The following is a 15,831-nucleotide window of genomic DNA, read 5'->3' as shown; positions in this document are numbered from 1 at the left end:
AGCAGTATTAAAATAGCCAAACTGAGCCCAGCTACCTTCTTGCAGGACTTCGAGAGCCAGCTTCAGTTTACCAGCTTTCACTTCCCGGACAAACCGGGTTTGGTGGGTGTAAAGCAGCTCGGCCATTTCCCTCGCTTCCTGTAGTATTTCTGGTTTCGGTTACTGCATGTAAAACTCGATATGCTCAATAGGGTATTCCAGTTGATCAACAATAAGACTTACGAAGATGTATTGCCCGTTTTTTAGCAGCTGAATCCATATTTCGTGCGTGCCTTTGGCTAACCGAAATTCAAATAAATCCTGTCTCTCCTGAATGGGAATACCTAAGCCATTTGCTACTGTTTCGGCGTCTGCTGCGCTAATCATACTTGGCATAAGTCAGAGCGGGAGTTTCATCAGCTTCGGGGTGGCGTTGAAGCTGGGAAGGTAGGAAGTCGCCCACAGACTCAGTCTACCTTCAGCGGTGGGCCCACCACTTGCATGTCGCAGGCGGCGAAGATGCGGGCAATTTCCACGGGCGTGGGCTCGGTTTTGAGGCCGGCCATGGTCACGAAGAATTCCTCGAGCTTGCCGGCGGGCTGGAGCGTAACCTGCATTTTGCCCGTCGGGCTCACCTGGGTCCAGGCGTGGGGTACCTGCCGGGGCAGGAAGATACTGTCGCCAGTGCTGAGCCGGTGTTTGTCGTCGCCGACCTGGAAATAGTACTCCCCGGCCAGCACGGTGAAGATTTCGTCCTGGTACAGGTGAATGTGCAGGGGCGTGCCCCGGCCCGGGGAAAGGCTGGTTTGCTCGAAGATGGCCAGGTCGCCGTTCGTGTCGTTGCCCGAGACCTTTAAATCCAGAATGTTCGCGTTGACGCCCTTGAGTTGCAGGTGCCCGTGCAGGCGACCTTCCCCGGCCGGAATTTTAAAGCCCTTGGTAGGCCGGTCGGTAAAGTTCGGCGCCGAAAAGCCAGCCACCAAAGGCAGCGCGGCCAGAGAGGACTGCACAAATGTTCTGCGCTGCATAGCCGGAAGAGTTAAGGGTGAGCCAAAAACGGCGGGCGTCACTAAATATAGCCATTTTAGCTTATTCAATACGACCTGCTCACAGGCCGGGCGGGCCGGCTTTAGCCGGCAAACAGGTTTCTGTCGTCACGGGCGGCCGCCAGTTGCTGCAGAACCCCCTGGCTCCGTAGGATCCGAAGCGCCTTCCCGACGTTTGCGTCCTCATTGCCCAGCCATTGGCGCAGCTCCGCGAAGGCGGCAGTGGTATTGATGTATGTCAGAAAGAAGTAGGCGTCCAGGCACCCGCATTCGGGTAGATTAGCAACAATAACTTCCACGACCTGGCCGGTGCCGGTATGCTCAAACCGGCATTCCCAGCCGTGCAGGTAGTAGGTCCATTCCTCATTCACCGCCCCACGGGCCTGCCTCATCTTAAGCTGCATCAGCTCCCGCCAGTCGTGCCGCTTACCGATCGGAACGGCCCGCGCTTCGAGGAGCAGTTCCGTTAGCTGAAAGGCCTGCTGCCGGAATGCCTGGGCGCAGTGGTAGAGCGCCTCTTGCCGGGCCAGGATGCTGACGGTGGAAACCGCTGGCGTGAGCAGGATAAGGCCGGCAGTTTCCCAGTGGAGGAAAGTGTGATTTTCCAGTGCCTGATCCAGCATTTCCAGGTAGCCAGCGGGCAGGAGCGTGTACTTTAAGCTAACCTCCCGGTACTGCTGCAGCAGCCTGGTCAGCTCGTGCGGCTGCGGCAGGCTGGCCGTTTCCGGAACCGAGTAGCGCTCCTGCATCGTCCTACCGCGTCGGACCCGTATCCACCTGGGCCTCCAGCCGGGCCTGCACGTCCACGGGCAGCTTGCTGAGCAAGTCCAGGCCAGTGGCATTTTCGATGGCGTCGATGGACACCCGGTAGCGGCTCCAGTCGGGGCTCACGCTGTTGTCGTTGGGCGTATCCACGGCCACGATGCGGGCCTGGGTCGGGATGCGCCGCAAATCATCCGAGCCTTCGGGCAGAATCACCAGCACCTTCCACACCCGGGCCGGCACGGTTACGCGGCCGTTGTCGATGGTGGTTTTCAGGCCCGCCGTGCCGGTGCCGCCCTTGCCGTAGGAGCCCATAATAATGTAGATTTCCTGGCCCCGGCTCACCTGCTGGCGGCCCCATTCCTCGAGGCTGCTCCAGGTGCGCTGGTTGTTGTTGCCGGCCTGCGGAATCATGTTGGTCATCAGAAACGTGGCCGAGTTGTCGTCCAGGTCGGTGGTGCGGTCGGCGCTGGGGCAGTTGTGGCCCCGGTCGAAGCCCGAGCCCGAGTAGGAGCGGGGCGTGACCTGGTAAAACTGCCGGGGCAGGGCCGGGTCGGGGCGGAAGTCGTCCTGACGGGGCGCGTCGCCCATCCAGGCCCGGTTCAGGTGCCAGCTCACCCAGGTCGGTGTACCCCGATTGGCATTATAGCTGAGCACGTACTGGGGCTTGGTCAGCAGGTAGTTCGTCGGGTTGTCGAGGCTGGCCGTGGCCCCGCTGGGGTTGCCCAGGGCCATGTTGTCGTCGCGGGAGCTGACGACGGCCGTGGCCTGCCGGGTGGTAGCGGGGGGCAAGGAGGTGCCGGCCGGGGCCGGACTGCTGCCAACAACCGGGGGCACCGGCGGACTGGCCGCGCCGCCGGCGGCCGGGCCGGTGGCCGTATCGAGCACGATGTCGTCGATGTTGAGCCGGCCCTTGCCCGCGTCGGTCTTGCGGATTTCCAGGCGTAGGGACCCGGTGGCACCGCCCTCGAAAGTGGTGACGACCAGCTTGGGTCCCTGCGTGCGGACCGGCTGCCCGATGCGGCGGAAACTACGGCCCCCGTCGAGGCTGCCCCAGAGCTCCCAGGTGCTGGCCGGGTCGGTACCGTAAGCCGCCGAGCTGATGCGGATGGTGCGCACGCCGGGGGCGGCGTCGAAGTTCATGCGCAGCCGGCCCTGAGCGCGCAGGCGGGCGGCGTGCTGGCCGTTCTTGTGGTCCTGGTCCGAGGAGCCGATCAGCGCTTCCTCGAAGCGCCAGGAGCCCGAACTCAGGGTTTCGTCGGCGGGCGTGTAGGCGCCCTTGCCCCCGGCCTCGAAGGTCTCGGGAAAGCTACCCGCCGCCTGGGCGGGGCGCCCGGCCGACTCGACCGGGATGGCCGCCGGGCCGTCGGGGCCGGTGTAGCGGGTGTTTTCGGCTTGCTGCTGGGAGCAGGCCAGCAGCGTCAGGGGCAGGAAGAACAGGAAGCGCGACATAAGGCGAAGGTAGCAGGTGCGGGCAGTTTGCCGCATGCCCGCGGGGTTTCGGCGGCGGGGCGGGCAACGTCGCGCGGGAAATCGGGTCCTTGTGCCCTACCTTGCCCGCTTCATTCCTACTCCCTGCATGACCAACACCTCTACTTCTAAACTCCTGCTGCTGGCCGCCGGCTGCGCGGGGGCGCTCTGGCTCGGCGCCTGTGAGCAAAGCCAGCAGGCCGGCAACCCCGAAACGGATGCCCCCGACTTGGCCTTTGAGCGGTTTAAAACCCGCTTTATCGACTCGCTCTGGTACTACAATCCCGAGTGGGCTTCCGACCAAGGCTACCACCGCTACGACTCCCTGCTGGTGATTCCGACGGCCGCCCGGCGCCAGACCGAAGCCGCCGCCCAGGCCCGCCGCCGCCAGGAGTTGGGCACCATTGCAGTGGAAAAGCTGTCGGTAAACAACCAGACTGACTTCTACCTGATTCAGAATTACCTCGACCGCAGCCGCTGGTACGCCGACACGCTGCGGAGCTGGCAGTGGAATCCGGCCAGCTACAACCTCGGCGGCCCGGTGGCCGAGCTGCTCAACGGCCGCTACCATCCCCTAGACCGCCGCCTGCGCGCCATTTCGGAGAAAATCGGGCACGCGGTGGAGTACTACGAGGCCGCCAAGCAAAACATCAGCCGGCCCACCGAGGAACACACCAAGCTGGCCATCGACCAGACCCGGGGCGGGCTGCAGGTGTTCGGGCCCGCGTTGCTTGACTCCATCAGCCGTTCGGGCCTGTCGGAGCGGGAGAAATCGGACTTCCGCACCCGCATTGCCACCACCAAGCTGGAAATGGAAAGCTACGTGCAGTTTCTCGAAACTGAGGTGCTACCCAAGGGCCAGTTTCGCTCGTTTCGCATCGGCAAAGCCCTGTTCGACCGCAAGTTTGCCTACGACATTCAGTCGACCTACACCGCCGACCAAGTGTACGCCAAGGCCCAGCAGCACCGGCGCGAACTGCTCCACGACATGGGCCGGCGCGCGGCCCGGCTCTGGCCCAAGTACTTCCCCGGCCAGCCCCAGCCCACGGATTCCATTCAGCTGATTCGCACCGTTATCAGCAAGCTGTCGGAAAAGCACGCCAAGCCCGCCGAGTTTGCCGCCGCCATCAAGCAGCAGATTCCCACCCTGGTTAAGTTCGTCAACGATAAAAAGCTGCTCACCCAGGACCCGACCAAGCCGCTGGTCGTGCGCGACACGCCGCTCTACATGCGCGGCAGCGGGGCCGGCGCCTCCATTTCCGCCCCCGGCCCCTACGACAAGGCCGCCAACACCTACTACAACGTGGAGCCCGTGCCCGCCGAGTGGACGCCCGTGCAGGCCGAAAGCTACTTGCGCGAGTACAACGACTACACCCTGCAGATTCTCAACATCCACGAAGCCATTCCGGGCCACTACACCCAGCTCGTGTACGCCAACCGCAGCCCCTCGCTCATCAAGGCCATTATGGGCAACGGGGCCATGGTGGAAGGCTGGGCCGTGTACACGGAGCGCATGATGCTGGAAAGCGGCTACGGCGGGGGCACCGACGAAATGTGGCTGATGTGGGATAAGTGGAACATGCGCGTGACGCTGAACGCCATTCTCGACCACGACGTGCAAGTCAATAACGCCAGCCAGCAGGCCGTGGTGGGTATGCTCATGCGCGACGGGTTTCAGGAGGAGCGCGAGGCCACCGGCAAGTGGAAGCGCGCCACCCAAAGCCAGGTGCAACTCAGCAGCTACTTCACCGGCTACACCGAAATCTATGACCTGCGCGAGGAGCTCAAGCGGGAGCAGGGCCCGCGCTTCGACCTGAAAACCTTCAACGAGCAGTTCTTGAGCTACGGCAGCGCCCCGGTGAAGTACATCCGGAACATGATGCTGAAAAAAGCGTAGAAGCTCAACCGTTAGCCGCTACCAAAAAAGCCGCCCACCGGGAATTTCCGGGGCGGCTTTTTTGTCTGCGCTCCAAGCTCGGCTCCGCCGCCTCAACCCGTTCTACTCTACTGCCCCGTTCATGAAAGAAGCCGACCGTCAGCGCGTCATCACCACCGATGACGAGGGCCTGCGCCGCTACACCCACGAGCACCTGAAGGTGTTTGCCAAATTCACCTCCGACAACTGCGCCATCTGCGAGCTGCTGGCCCCGCCCTTCGCCAAGTTTGCCGACGACGAAGAATTCCGCTCCATCGTGTTTTTGCGCCTGGCCTCTGAGGAAAGCCCGGTGGCCCGCAAGCTGATGCAGGAAAAAGTGGCGCCGTTTTTCGTCAGCTACTGCCAGGGCCGCCTGCTGGAGTGCGACACGCTGACCACCGAGGCGGAAGTGCAGGCCATGTTGCAGCGCCTGCGCGAGTTTTTGCCCCAGAGCCACTAGGTTCGGCCGGACGGCGGGCGAGGGATAACCGGACGGAATGCCCGGCTGGCTTTTTCCCGCTAGCTTCGCGCCGTGTTTTTTCTGCTTTCCAAACTCCTGCTCTACGCCATTCTGCCGGTCGGAATCTGGCTGCTCGTGCGCCTGGCGCGCAACCCCCGCTGGCGCCGCTGGCTGCTGCCCCTGGCCATCGTCGGGGGCGTGGTGGGTACCAACAACGCGCTCAGCAACGAGGCCCTGCTGGCCTGGGAGCTGCCCGCGGCCCCGCTGCGCACCCTGGCTCACCACGACGCAGCCGTGCTGCTGACCGGCATCACCGAGGTGCATAAGTCGCCCCACGACCGGGTGTATTTGGGCCAGGGTGCGGACCGTTTTACCAATACCCTCTGGCTGTACCGGGCCGGCCGCATCGACCGAATTATTATTTCGGGTGGCTCGGGGGCCGTGGGAGAGGTGGCCCATACCGAGGCCCGCGACCTGTACACGCTGCTGCGCCTGGCTGGCGTGCCCCGGGCGCACATTCTGCTCGAGGAGCGCAGCCGCAACACCCGCGAAAATGCCCAGTTCACGAAAGAGCTGCTGGCCCGGCACCCCGAGCTCAAGTCCCTGGTGCTCATTACCTCGGCCTTCCACCAGCGTCGGGCCTTGGGCTGCTTCCGGCGGGTGGGCCTGACAACCACGCCCTGGCCCGCCGACTTTCGCTCCACCGACCGGCTGCCCGACCCGGCTTACTGGCTCGTGCCCAGCGGCGGGGCCGTGGGCCGCTGGCTGCTGCTGGCCCACGAAATAACCGGCTACGTGGCTTACCGCATCATGGGCTACTGCTAACGGCCCTGACTCTTTTTCCCAGCCCCCGACTACTGTTTTTAAGAAAGCAAAGCCCCGCTACCAGGCAGTAGCGGGGCTTTTGCATTTCAAAAGACACGTCTGGTTGGGCAGTGCTACTCCACTTTTTTCTTGGTCGGCGCGGCTTCGCCCCCAATCCAGATGCTTTTCTGGTTCAAGAACTCCCGCAGCCCCAGGTAGGACAGCTCCCGCCCGTAGCCCGACTTTTTTACGCCCCCAAACGGAATTTCCGGCGACGACTTCACCATCGAATTCACGAATACCGCCCCGGCCTCCAGGCGCCGGGCCACGGCTTCCCCGCGCCGCACGTCGGTGGTCCAGACCGAGGCCCCGAGGCCGAAGCGCGAGTCGTTGGCCAAGCGGATGGCGTCCTCGTCGTCCTTGGCTTCCATCACAATGGCCACCGGCCCGAACAGCTCTTCCTCGTAGGCCCGCTGCCCCGGCCGGACGCCCGAAATAATTGTGGGGCGAAACAAGGCCGTACCGGGTTTCGACTGACCTCCGTACAGCTCCACCTTGGCCCCGGCCCGAACTGAATCTTCCACCTGTTGGGTGAGCTCGTCGGCTAGGTCGGGGCGGGCCAGGGGGCCGTACTGGGTGGCCTCGTCGAGCGGGTCGCCGGTGCGCAGGGCCAGCAGGTGAGTTTTGAGCTGGCTGATGAAGGGCTTGACGATGGACTTGTGCACGATAAAGCGCTTGGCGGCAATGCAGCTCTGCCCCGAGTTAATCATCCGGGCCTGGGCGGCCGTGGTGGCGGCCAGCGTCAGGTCGGCATCGGCCAGCACCACAAACGGGTCGGAGCCGCCCAGCTCCAGCACTGTCTTCTTAATCTGGGCCCCGGCCGTGGCGGCTACCTTGGAGCCGGCCAGCTCCGAGCCGGTCAGCGTGACGGCCTTTACCCGGTCGTCCTCAATGAGCTTCTCAACCAGGTCGGAGCCGATGAGCAGGGTGCGGAATGTGGCGGCCGGAAAGCCCGCGTCGTGGAAGATGCGCTCCAGAGCCAGGGCGCACTGCGGCACGTTGGAAGCGTGCTTGAGCAGGCCCACGTTGCCGGCCATCAGGGCCGGGGCAGCAAAGCGGATAACCTGCCAGAAGGGGAAGTTCCAGGGCATCACGGCCAGCACCACGCCCAGGGGCTCGTAGGCAATAAAGCTGTGCCGGGCCGCCGACTTTACGTCTTCGTCGCGCATGAATTCCTCGGCGTGGTCGGCGTAGTAGTCGCAGGTCAGGGCGCACTTTTGCACCTCGGCGCGGCCGTCGGTGATGGGCTTGCCCATTTCCAGGGCCATCAGCCGGGCCAGCTCATCCTGCCGCTCCCGCAGCAGGTCGGCGGCCCGGTGCATCAGGCGGGCCCGCTCGGCGAAGGTGGTCCGGGGCCAGGTGCGGGCGGCCCGGGCGGACTGCCCCAGAATGCGCTCCGTTTTACTCCAGGAAAAGGCTGGAAAGCGCCGCAGCACGCGGCCGGTGTAAGGGTTGAAGGATTCGATGGCCATGGGCGGAAGGAAAAAGCTGGGCGAAAAAGGACAGGGCGAAGCCGCCCTTGGGTACGCAAACCAGCTTAAACGGGTCAGGTTTCGGCCCGGGCACAGCTTTGTCAGAACTCAAATTCGGGCCCCGGGCCAGCTGCCGGAACAAATTCGAGCCCCGCCGCGGCGATTTGGGCTAAACCATATCGGCGGAATTCGCTTTATCAGTACATTCGCCCATTGTCGGCCGGTAGCCCTACTGGCGCCGGCTCCTCTTACAGTTGCTCCCGTGACACTACACTCCCCCGAGTCATCCATACCCGATTTTGAGGAATTGCTCGTGCAGCGCCTGCGCGACCGGGACGAGTCGGCCATGACTCTGTTCTACGACAAATATTCGGCGGCGCTATACGGGGTGATTCTCCGCATCGTGAAGACGGAAGAAGTGGCCGAAGACGTTTTGCAGGAAGGGCTGGTAAAAATCTGGCACTCTTTTTCGTCCTACGATTCCACCAAAGGGCGCCTGTTTACGTGGGTGCTGAATGTTTGCCGGAATTTAGCCATCGACAAAATCCGCTCCCGGCAGTACCGCGTAAGTAGTCGCACGCAACCTTTAGAGGAGAGTGCCGCGTTGCGTCAGGCCGCCGTTCCCACGTTCCGGCCCGAGCACATTGGTTTGCAGGAAATAACGGCCCAGCTCAACCCCGAGCAGAAGCAGGTTATTGACCTGCTCTATTTTGGCGGATTTACGCAAAGTGAAGTGGCGGAAGAACTCAACCTGCCCCTGGGAACGGTCAAGACCCGGGCCCGGGCGGCTATCAAAGTATTGTCTAAACTGATTCGATAACCGTGAACATTCAGGACTACATCGAATCAGGAATTCTCGAAGAATACGCCCTGGGCGTACTCAGCGAGGCGGAGCGCACCGAAGTGGAGCGCCAAGCCGCGACGCACCCCGAAATCCAGCGGGAGCTGACGGCCATTCTGGCCGCCGTAGACGGCTATGCTCAAGCCCATACGGTGGAGCCTCCCGCCGGGTTGCGCGAGCGGGTGCTGGCCGGCTGGCAGTCGGCCATTCACCAGCCTGTACAGGCGCCGGAACCGGTGGCCGCGGCCCCGGCCGAGCCCGTGGTGCGCCAGCTGGTGCCCGAAGCGGAACCAAGCGCGTCCCGCTTCAATTGGCTGATGGCCGCGTCCGTGGCGCTGCTGCTGTTGAGTGCGGCGGCCAACCTAGTGCTGTACAACCGCTGGAAAGACGCCGAAACCAGCCTCGTTATTGCCCAAACCGAACAGTCGCGGGTGGCTACGACCATGCAGGCCGTTAACAAGAGCTTGGCCAGCCAGGTGCAGGTGCTGCGCAACGACGAGTTCAAAGCCATTGACCTCTCCGGCACGCCTGCCGCGCCCACGGCCAAGGCCCGGGTACTGTATAACGCGGCGACCAAAGCCGTATTCGTGGACGTGCGCCGTCTGCCCGCCCCACCCGCTGGCAAGCAATATCAGCTCTGGGCCCTCGACAACGGCAAGCCCGTTGACGCCGGGGTGCTGGTGGCGGCCACCACGGCCGGCGACAGTCTGCAGCAGATGAAGGATATCAGCAGCGCCCAGGCCTTTGCCATGACGGTGGAGCCTGAAGGCGGCAGCGAGAATCCGACGCTGTCGACCATGACGGTTATTGGGAAGTTTTAACCTCTGCTAACGCGCCTCGTCCTATCCGGGCGGGGCGCGTTTCAGCGAGTAGCGAGGGAATTGTTGAGCTGGTCGTAACAACCGGGTCGGAGTCGGGGTTTATGCAGGAGCTTATTCCCCACCCACTTTAGCTTAGCATGCACGGCTCCATCATCAACCTGCTCAAACGCTTCGTTCAAGTTCACTATGACCACAGCACCTGGCTTCGGCTGGTGGAGTTGTCGGGCCTGAGCAGCGCCGACTTCGAGATGATGCGTGTGTATCCCGACGAGCAGATGTTTGCCCTGGTAGGGCAGGCGGCCGAAATGACGGGGATTCCGGCCGCGGAGCTCCAGGAAAAGTTCGGCGAGTTTCTGGTGCCCGACCTGATGCTGGTGTACAAGCGCTACGTGCAGCCCGGCTGGGATACGCTGGCCATGATTGAGCACACCGAGGAAGCCATGCACGGGGCCGTGCGCCGCGACCTGCCCGGCACCCGCCCGCCCGCGCTGCACGTCACGCGCCGGTCCGAAAACGAGCTGGAGGTGCGCTACGAGTCGGAGCGGCGCATGGGCGCGCTGGCCGTGGGCATTATCCGCGGCCTGGCCACCTACTTCGACGAGGCTGATCAGATTGAAGTGCAGGCCACTACCCGCGAGGATGGGCAGCAGGTCACGATTCAGGTGCGCCGCCACTAAGTAGCGGGCCGTAGCAAGCATGACAAAGAAAATTGGGTTCTGGCGGGCTGCCAAAAGCGTTTTAGGAATATTGCCGGCGTTGGTCGGCCTCGTCACGCTGCCCGCCTGCAGCAAGGAGCGTCCGGCCCAGCAGCCCGCGGGGCCCAGCGCGGCCTACGCCCAGCTGCTGCGCACGCTCTACCGCGAAACGGTGCCCCTGATTCAGCCCGCGGAGTTGGCCGCCCTGCGCCGCCAGTCCGAGGCCGTGGTGCTGCTCGACACGCGCACGCCGGCTGAGTATAAGGTTAGTCACCTGCGCGGGGCACGCTTCGTGAACTTTGACCACTACGAGCAGGCCACCTTTGCCGACTTGCCCCGCGACCAGCCTATTGTGGTGTACTGCTCGGTCGGCTACCGCAGTGAGCGGGTGGGGGAGCGGCTGCGGGCGTTGGGCTTCACCCACGTGCGCAACCTCTACGGCGGCATCTTCGAGTGGGTAAATGAGGGCCACGCGGTGGTGAATGCCCAGGGGCCAACCCAGAACGTGCACCCGTATTCCGCGCTGTGGAGTGCCTGGCTGCAGCGCGGCAATAAAGTGTACGAATAGCGAACTTACGCGCTGAAGGCCCATCTTTGGGAACCGAAGCTCCGGCCCGTTCCGTCCATTCAGTTGCTCCTTTTGTGAATCACCTGCTCATTTTTGCCCGGCACCCCGAGCTGGGCCGCGTTAAAACCCGCCTGGCCCGCACGCTCGGCGACGAAGCAGCCCTGGCCGTGTACGAAGAGCTGCTGGCCTTGACCCGCGCGGCCGCCAACGGCCTCGCCCCGGCGCACAAGACGGTCTGGTTTGCCGAGCCCGCCTTGACGCCGGGCCCCAACCGGTGGCCCGACTGCGAGCAGCGCCTGCAGCCCGCCGGCAACCTGGGCCACCGCATGGTGACGGCCTTCGCCCAGGCCTTTGCCAGCGGCGCTACCGCGGCCGTCATCATCGGTACCGACTGCCCGGAATTGACCACAACTCACTTGGAACAGGCTTTTCAGCAGCTGCAAACCCACGACGTAGTGCTGGGCCCAGCTGAGGACGGGGGGTACTACCTGCTGGGTATGAACCGGCTGCACCTGCTGCTGTTTGCCAATAAAACCTGGAGCACTGACTCCGTACTGGCCGACACTGTGGCCGATTCCCAGGAATTGGGGCTGCGACTCGCGCTGCTGCCCAAGCTGCAGGACGTGGACACGGAGGCGGATCTGACTGCCTGGCGTCAAAAAACCAAGCGCTAGAAGCCGCTTTAAGCCCCGCTTGGGAGCTGTGCCAGCGGTTTTCGGCGCAACTCCCAGAGGAGCACCAGCAGCAGCAGACCATATTCCAAGGCCACCAGACTCAGGTTTTCGGAGTAGCGCGGCCCGCGGTAGGCTCCGTACGACAGCAGCGCCAGCGCGGACCAGGCCAGGGCAAACTGCTGGCGGGTAAATACGCTCAGTGCCACCAGCGGCGTCAGGTACCACGGATGCACGGTGGTGGCCAGTAGGTAATAGCCAGTCAGGACCGCCAGGGCCGCCGTGGGCAGGGTGCTGAAACTTGGTTGCCGCTCCCGGCCGGCCACGACCAGCAGCCAAGCCGCGGCCAAAACGCCCAGCCCGGTTCCGATGCGGGCAATTTCGTTGTAGCCCGTAATCTGGTAGCCCAGAGCCCGGACCAGGTAGTATAGGCTGGCGTTGAACTCGAACTTGTGGAAGTACAAATCGAGGCTACGGCCAAAGTTGCCCACCAACCCGGCCGACAGGAATGGGGCAAATAGCAGACCCACCAGCAGTAGCGTTAGAGCGGTATAGACCAGAAATACCCGCCAGCCCAGGCGCCGCAGCAACAACGGCAGCAGCAGCAACGGCAGCAGCTTGGTAGCAATGCTCAGCGCCAGCGCCCCCGCCGACAGCGCCACCCGCCCCCGGACCAGGGCCAGCAGGGAAGCCAGCACGCCGCAGATCAGCAGGGCTTCGAAGTGCAGGTTGCCGGTAAGCTCCACGATAACCAGGGGGTTGAGCAGATACAGCAACGCTCGTTCGGTGGGCTGTCCGAAATGACGCAGCAGAGCCACCAGCAGCGCGGCCGTGCCTATTTCCGCCGCTATAATCAGCAGGCGCAGCACCACAATGAAGCCCAGCTCCTGGTCGGGAAACAGCCCGCTGGCCAAGCCGAACGCCGCTTGGCACACCGGCGGATACACCGAGTAGTAAGCCGGGGAGTTGAGCCGGTCGTACAGCGCCGACGGCTGGGCTGCCTGCAATTCGCGGGGCGTGTGCCGGTAAGGGTTCTGCCCGGCCGCCACCAGCGTCCCGTCCCAGCGGAAACGGTGGTAGTCGTCGGACAGGGCCGGGGTGGCCGGCAGCCAGAGCAGGCGCAGCAGCAGGGCCGCCAGCAACCCGCAGCGCAGGGTAAGCCCGGCGCGCAGCAGTCCGGCGTAGGCGGCGAAGGCCGTGGCAAACAGCATCAGCACCTGCGCCAGGGCCGGGCGCGGAGTCAGATAGGCCAGCCCGAGGTAGGCTGCCGCGCTGCTCAGCAGGGCTAGCACCTGAACGAAGCCGCGCCGGGTGCTGCTCATGCCCCGCGGCGGTTGTGGCGCACCGAGTAGTAAAACACCAACCCGTAGCCGGTAGTCAGCAGCAGGTGCAGGGGCAGCAGGCTGAAATTGCCGAAGTACAGGCCCGCACCCAGGCCAAACAGGAAGTAGAGCGTGAGCACGCCTTCGAGCCCGGTGCGCGCATCGAGGCCGCCGGTGCGGTAGCGGCGCTGCCAGCGTTGGGGCGGGGCCGTCAGCCCGAGCTTGGGCGTGCGGATAAAGGCCGACCGGCGCCCGGCCAGCCCGGCCAGCACCGCCTGCGTGTTGTGCAGGGAGAGCCCCATTGACATGGCTAAAAACAGCAGGAACTTGGGCACGAAAGCCGTCCAGGGAGCTGCCGGCTCGGCCAGGCGCCAGGCCGTGAAATAGTAGTAGGCCAGGGGCGCGAGGGCCAGCAGGAACAGGGAGGCCAGCTTAAAAACGGGCTCAAACTCGGGCCGGTGCTCCCGGGCAAACAGCAGGGGCACGCTCAGCACGGCCATCAGCAGAATGGCAATAAAGACGGTGCTGTTGAGCAGGTGAAACGTGGCGTGCACCTTGGTGGCCGGCCGCAGCCCCGAGCGGAGCACCCGGCCCAGGTGCTTGCGGGCGGTTTCGGCCCCGCCCTTGTTCCAGCGAAACTGCTGGGAGCGGAGCGCGTCCATGGCGGCAGGCAGCTCGGCCGGGGCCGCCACCCGCGGCAGGTAGCCGAAGCGCCACCCCCGCAGCTGGGCCCGGTAGCTCAGGTCGAGGTCCTCGGTGAGCGTGTCGGCGTGCCAGTTGCCGGCGTCCTCGATGCAGGTGCGCCGCCACACCCCGCCGGTGCCGTTGAAATTGATGAAGTGCCCGCCGGCCTGGCGCCCCACCTGCTCGACGAGAAAGTGGGCATTCAGTCCGAAGGCCTGCAACTCGGTAAGCAGGGAGTCGGCGGCGTTGAGGTGGGCCCAGCGGGTCTGCACTACGCCCAGCTCCGGGGCGGCGAAGTAGGGCACGGTGCGGCGCAGAAAGTCGGGCTCGGGCACGAAGTCGGCGTCGAAGATGGCCACCAGCTCGCCGTCGGTTTCGGTGAGGCCGTGCCGCAGGGCCCCGGCCTTGAAGCCCTGTCGGTCGGGGCGGCGCACGTGGTCGATGCGCCGGCCCCGGGCGCGGTGGTAGGCAATGCGGGCGGCGGCCAGGGCCACTGTTTCGTCAGTGGAGTCGTCGAGGACCTGAATATGGAGGCGGTCGGCGGGGTAGTCGAGGGCCGCCACGGCGTCGATGATGCGCTCTACCACGTACCGCTCGTTGTAAAGGGGCACCTGCACCGTCACCAGGGGCCAGGCCGCGGGCGCGGCGGGGGCCGGCAGGGGCGGCTGCCGGTAGGCGCGCCGGGCCAGGCGCGTGAGGTGCAGCTGCGCGAGGCTGAAACCCAGAATAAACGTCAGGCACAGGCCGTAAAGAACCAGAAGTGCGGTTTCCAGTTCGGGCATCAGCGGAAAAGAAGCATGCGGGATTGGGGAAGAAAACGGCTGCGAGACCCGGCGCACCGGGCGGGGCGGCGAGCTTACAAGTACTTAAAAATCGTCCACAGAATCTTGTAGCCCGCGCCCAGCGTGCCCTTCACCGTACCCGATACCTTCGACACACCGATGCGGCGGCGGTAGCGCACGGGTACTTCCTGGCTGCGGAGCTTGAGCTTGGCGGCCTTGAGCTGCATTTCCACGGTCCAGCCGTAGGTCGTGTCCTGCATCCCGATTTGCTTGAGGGCGTCGGTGCGAATGGCCCGAAACGGCCCCAGGTCGGTGAAGCGCACCCCGTAAAACGCGCGCAGCAGGGTAGTGGCGAGCCAGTTGCCGAAAATTTGCTGGGGCAGCATGGCCCCGCTTTCCCGCTCACCCAGGGCCCGGGAGCCAATAACCAGGTCGGCCTCCCCGCGCCGGATGGGCGCCAGCAGCTCGGGCAGCTGCTCGGGGTAGTCGGAATAGTCGCCGTCGAGAAACACGATGATGTCGGGCTGGTCGGTGGCGGGGCGGGCAAAGCAGTGGGCCATGCCCGCCAGGCAGGCGTGCCCGTAGCCGGGCCGGTTTTCGCGCACCACGGTGGCCCCGGCGGCTCGGGCCACGGCCCCGGTCTGGTCCCGGGAATTATTATCAACGACCAGCACCTCCCGCACCAGTCCGGCGGGAATGTCGGCCAGCACGCGCCCAATGGACTGCTCCTCGTTGTAAGCCGGAATGATAACGTCGATAAGCGGAACGGCGGGCAGGGGCGGAGGCATTCGGAACAAACGAGAAGACGGCGAATATGGATTGGGGCGGGGCCACTAACCCGAGGGGAAAGCGCAAAGATGCAGCCCGGAACCGGGAGAATCAGTACGCCAGCCAAACCTTCGCCTGAGCGGCGCGTTTTTTTCAACGGCATCTTTTCACTTTCTCACCCCCGCACTCATGCTCCAGGTAGGCGACCCGGCCCCCGATTTTTCCCTGACCACCACCTCCGGCGGCACGTTTCACCTCGCCGATTTGCGCGGCCGGCGCAGCCTGGTGCTGTACTTCTACCCCAAGGACGACACGCCGGGCTGCACGGCCGAGGCCTGCTCGTTCCGCGACCAGTACGAGGACTTCCGCGACCTGGGCGCCGAGGTGGTAGGCGTGAGCTCCGACAGCGAGGCCTCCCACCAGAAGTTCACCCAGAAGCACCGCCTGCCCTTCGAGCTGCTGGCCGACGCGGGTGGGCGGGTGCGCAAGCTCTACGAGGTACCCCGGGCCATGCTCGGGCTGCTGCCGGGCCGCGTCACGTTCGTCATCGACCAGCAGGGTATTGTCCGGTACATTTTCAACTCCCTGAGCGGGGCCACCGACCACGTCAGCATCGCCAAGCAGGTGCTGCAAAATCTGGCGGCCCCCAGCAAGGCCGGGTCGCGCAGAAAAAATGGCAGCCCCCGGGTGCTGTTGTAGATATTCAGGACA

The 15,831-nt window shown here is 64.4% G+C and carries 16 protein-coding genes; 9 read left to right on the top strand and 7 right to left on the bottom strand.

Features of this window, described 5'->3' with window-relative positions:
• Window positions 1–446: 446 nt before the first annotated feature.
• The 3 genes from EWM57_RS14960 to EWM57_RS14950 all read right to left on the bottom strand — a co-directional run bounded on the left by EWM57_RS14960 (window position 447) and on the right by EWM57_RS14950 (window position 3,239).
• Window positions 447–1,007 (bottom strand): cupin domain-containing protein, encoded by a 561-nt coding sequence (locus EWM57_RS14960; RefSeq protein WP_129921965.1) that lies wholly within the window; start codon window positions 1,005–1,007, stop codon window positions 447–449.
• A 101-nt stretch (window positions 1,008–1,108) separates the two neighbouring features.
• On the bottom strand, window positions 1,109–1,774 hold the full coding sequence (locus EWM57_RS14955) for a DUF6896 domain-containing protein (RefSeq protein ID WP_129921964.1): 666 nt from the start codon (window positions 1,772–1,774) through the stop codon (window positions 1,109–1,111).
• Between the two features lie 4 nt (window positions 1,775–1,778).
• A complete protein-coding gene (locus EWM57_RS14950) occupies window positions 1,779–3,239 on the bottom strand; it encodes a DNA/RNA non-specific endonuclease (RefSeq protein ID WP_242510086.1) in 1,461 nt (486 codons plus the stop codon).
• Between the two features lie 127 nt (window positions 3,240–3,366).
• On the opposite strand from EWM57_RS14950, the gene EWM57_RS14945 reads away from it, so the two are divergent.
• The 3 genes from EWM57_RS14945 (at window position 3,367) to EWM57_RS14935 (ending at window position 6,457) form a co-directional block, all read left to right on the top strand.
• Window positions 3,367–5,154 (top strand): DUF885 domain-containing protein, encoded by a 1,788-nt coding sequence (locus tag EWM57_RS14945; protein ID WP_129921963.1) that lies wholly within the window; start codon window positions 3,367–3,369, stop codon window positions 5,152–5,154.
• 121 nt (window positions 5,155–5,275) lie between these two features.
• Window positions 5,276–5,632 carry a thioredoxin domain-containing protein gene (locus EWM57_RS14940; RefSeq protein ID WP_129921962.1) on the top strand — a complete coding sequence of 119 codons (357 nt, stop codon included), beginning with the start codon at window positions 5,276–5,278 and terminating at the stop codon, window positions 5,630–5,632.
• 72 nt (window positions 5,633–5,704) lie between these two features.
• Complete coding sequence (locus EWM57_RS14935; protein WP_129921961.1) at window positions 5,705–6,457, top strand: YdcF family protein; 753 nt, start codon at window positions 5,705–5,707, stop codon at window positions 6,455–6,457.
• Between the two features lie 113 nt (window positions 6,458–6,570).
• On the opposite strand, the gene EWM57_RS14930 is transcribed toward EWM57_RS14935, so the two are convergent.
• Complete coding sequence (locus tag EWM57_RS14930; RefSeq protein WP_129921960.1) at window positions 6,571–7,968, bottom strand: NAD-dependent succinate-semialdehyde dehydrogenase; 1,398 nt, start codon at window positions 7,966–7,968, stop codon at window positions 6,571–6,573.
• 262 nt (window positions 7,969–8,230) lie between these two features.
• On the opposite strand from EWM57_RS14930, the gene EWM57_RS14925 reads away from it, so the two are divergent.
• The 5 genes from EWM57_RS14925 to EWM57_RS14905 all read left to right on the top strand — a co-directional run bounded on the left by EWM57_RS14925 (window position 8,231) and on the right by EWM57_RS14905 (window position 11,567).
• Window positions 8,231–8,788, top strand: coding sequence for an RNA polymerase sigma factor (locus tag EWM57_RS14925; RefSeq protein ID WP_242510085.1), 558 nt, complete (start codon window positions 8,231–8,233; stop codon window positions 8,786–8,788).
• Window positions 8,789–8,790: 2 nt separating this feature from the next.
• The gene (locus EWM57_RS14920; RefSeq protein ID WP_165370534.1) at window positions 8,791–9,630 is read left to right on the top strand and encodes an anti-sigma factor; all 840 of its coding nucleotides are present in this window, start codon (window positions 8,791–8,793) and stop codon (window positions 9,628–9,630) included.
• Window positions 9,631–9,767: 137 nt separating this feature from the next.
• Window positions 9,768–10,307 carry a heme NO-binding domain-containing protein gene (locus EWM57_RS14915; protein ID WP_129921958.1) on the top strand — a complete coding sequence of 180 codons (540 nt, stop codon included), beginning with the start codon at window positions 9,768–9,770 and terminating at the stop codon, window positions 10,305–10,307.
• A gap of 19 nt (window positions 10,308–10,326) precedes the next feature.
• Window positions 10,327–10,893 (top strand): rhodanese-like domain-containing protein, encoded by a 567-nt coding sequence (locus EWM57_RS14910; protein WP_129921957.1) that lies wholly within the window; start codon window positions 10,327–10,329, stop codon window positions 10,891–10,893.
• Between the two features lie 74 nt (window positions 10,894–10,967).
• Window positions 10,968–11,567, top strand: a complete 600-nt coding sequence (locus EWM57_RS14905; protein WP_129921956.1) for a TIGR04282 family arsenosugar biosynthesis glycosyltransferase — start codon at window positions 10,968–10,970, stop codon at window positions 11,565–11,567.
• Window positions 11,568–11,575: 8 nt separating this feature from the next.
• On the opposite strand, the gene EWM57_RS14900 is transcribed toward EWM57_RS14905, so the two are convergent.
• The 3 genes from EWM57_RS14900 to EWM57_RS14890 all read right to left on the bottom strand — a co-directional run bounded on the left by EWM57_RS14900 (window position 11,576) and on the right by EWM57_RS14890 (window position 15,140).
• Window positions 11,576–12,886, bottom strand: a complete 1,311-nt coding sequence (locus EWM57_RS14900) for a glycosyltransferase 87 family protein (protein WP_129921955.1) — start codon at window positions 12,884–12,886, stop codon at window positions 11,576–11,578.
• Window positions 12,883–14,352, bottom strand: coding sequence for a cellulose synthase family protein (locus EWM57_RS14895; protein ID WP_129921954.1), 1,470 nt, complete (start codon window positions 14,350–14,352; stop codon window positions 12,883–12,885). The genes EWM57_RS14900 and EWM57_RS14895 overlap by 4 nt, the downstream gene beginning before the upstream one ends.
• Window positions 14,353–14,426: 74 nt before the next feature.
• Window positions 14,427–15,140, bottom strand: a complete 714-nt coding sequence (locus tag EWM57_RS14890; RefSeq protein WP_129921953.1) for a glycosyltransferase family 2 protein — start codon at window positions 15,138–15,140, stop codon at window positions 14,427–14,429.
• A 169-nt stretch (window positions 15,141–15,309) separates the two neighbouring features.
• On the opposite strand from EWM57_RS14890, the gene EWM57_RS14885 reads away from it, so the two are divergent.
• On the top strand, window positions 15,310–15,819 hold the full coding sequence (locus EWM57_RS14885; protein WP_129921952.1) for a peroxiredoxin: 510 nt from the start codon (window positions 15,310–15,312) through the stop codon (window positions 15,817–15,819).
• Window positions 15,820–15,831: the final 12 nt, after the last annotated feature.

It is taken from the genome of Hymenobacter persicinus (genome assembly GCF_004167665.1).
Classification (GTDB): domain Bacteria; phylum Bacteroidota; class Bacteroidia; order Cytophagales; family Hymenobacteraceae; genus Hymenobacter; species Hymenobacter persicinus.
This window is presented reverse-complemented; position numbering and strand designations above follow the sequence as displayed.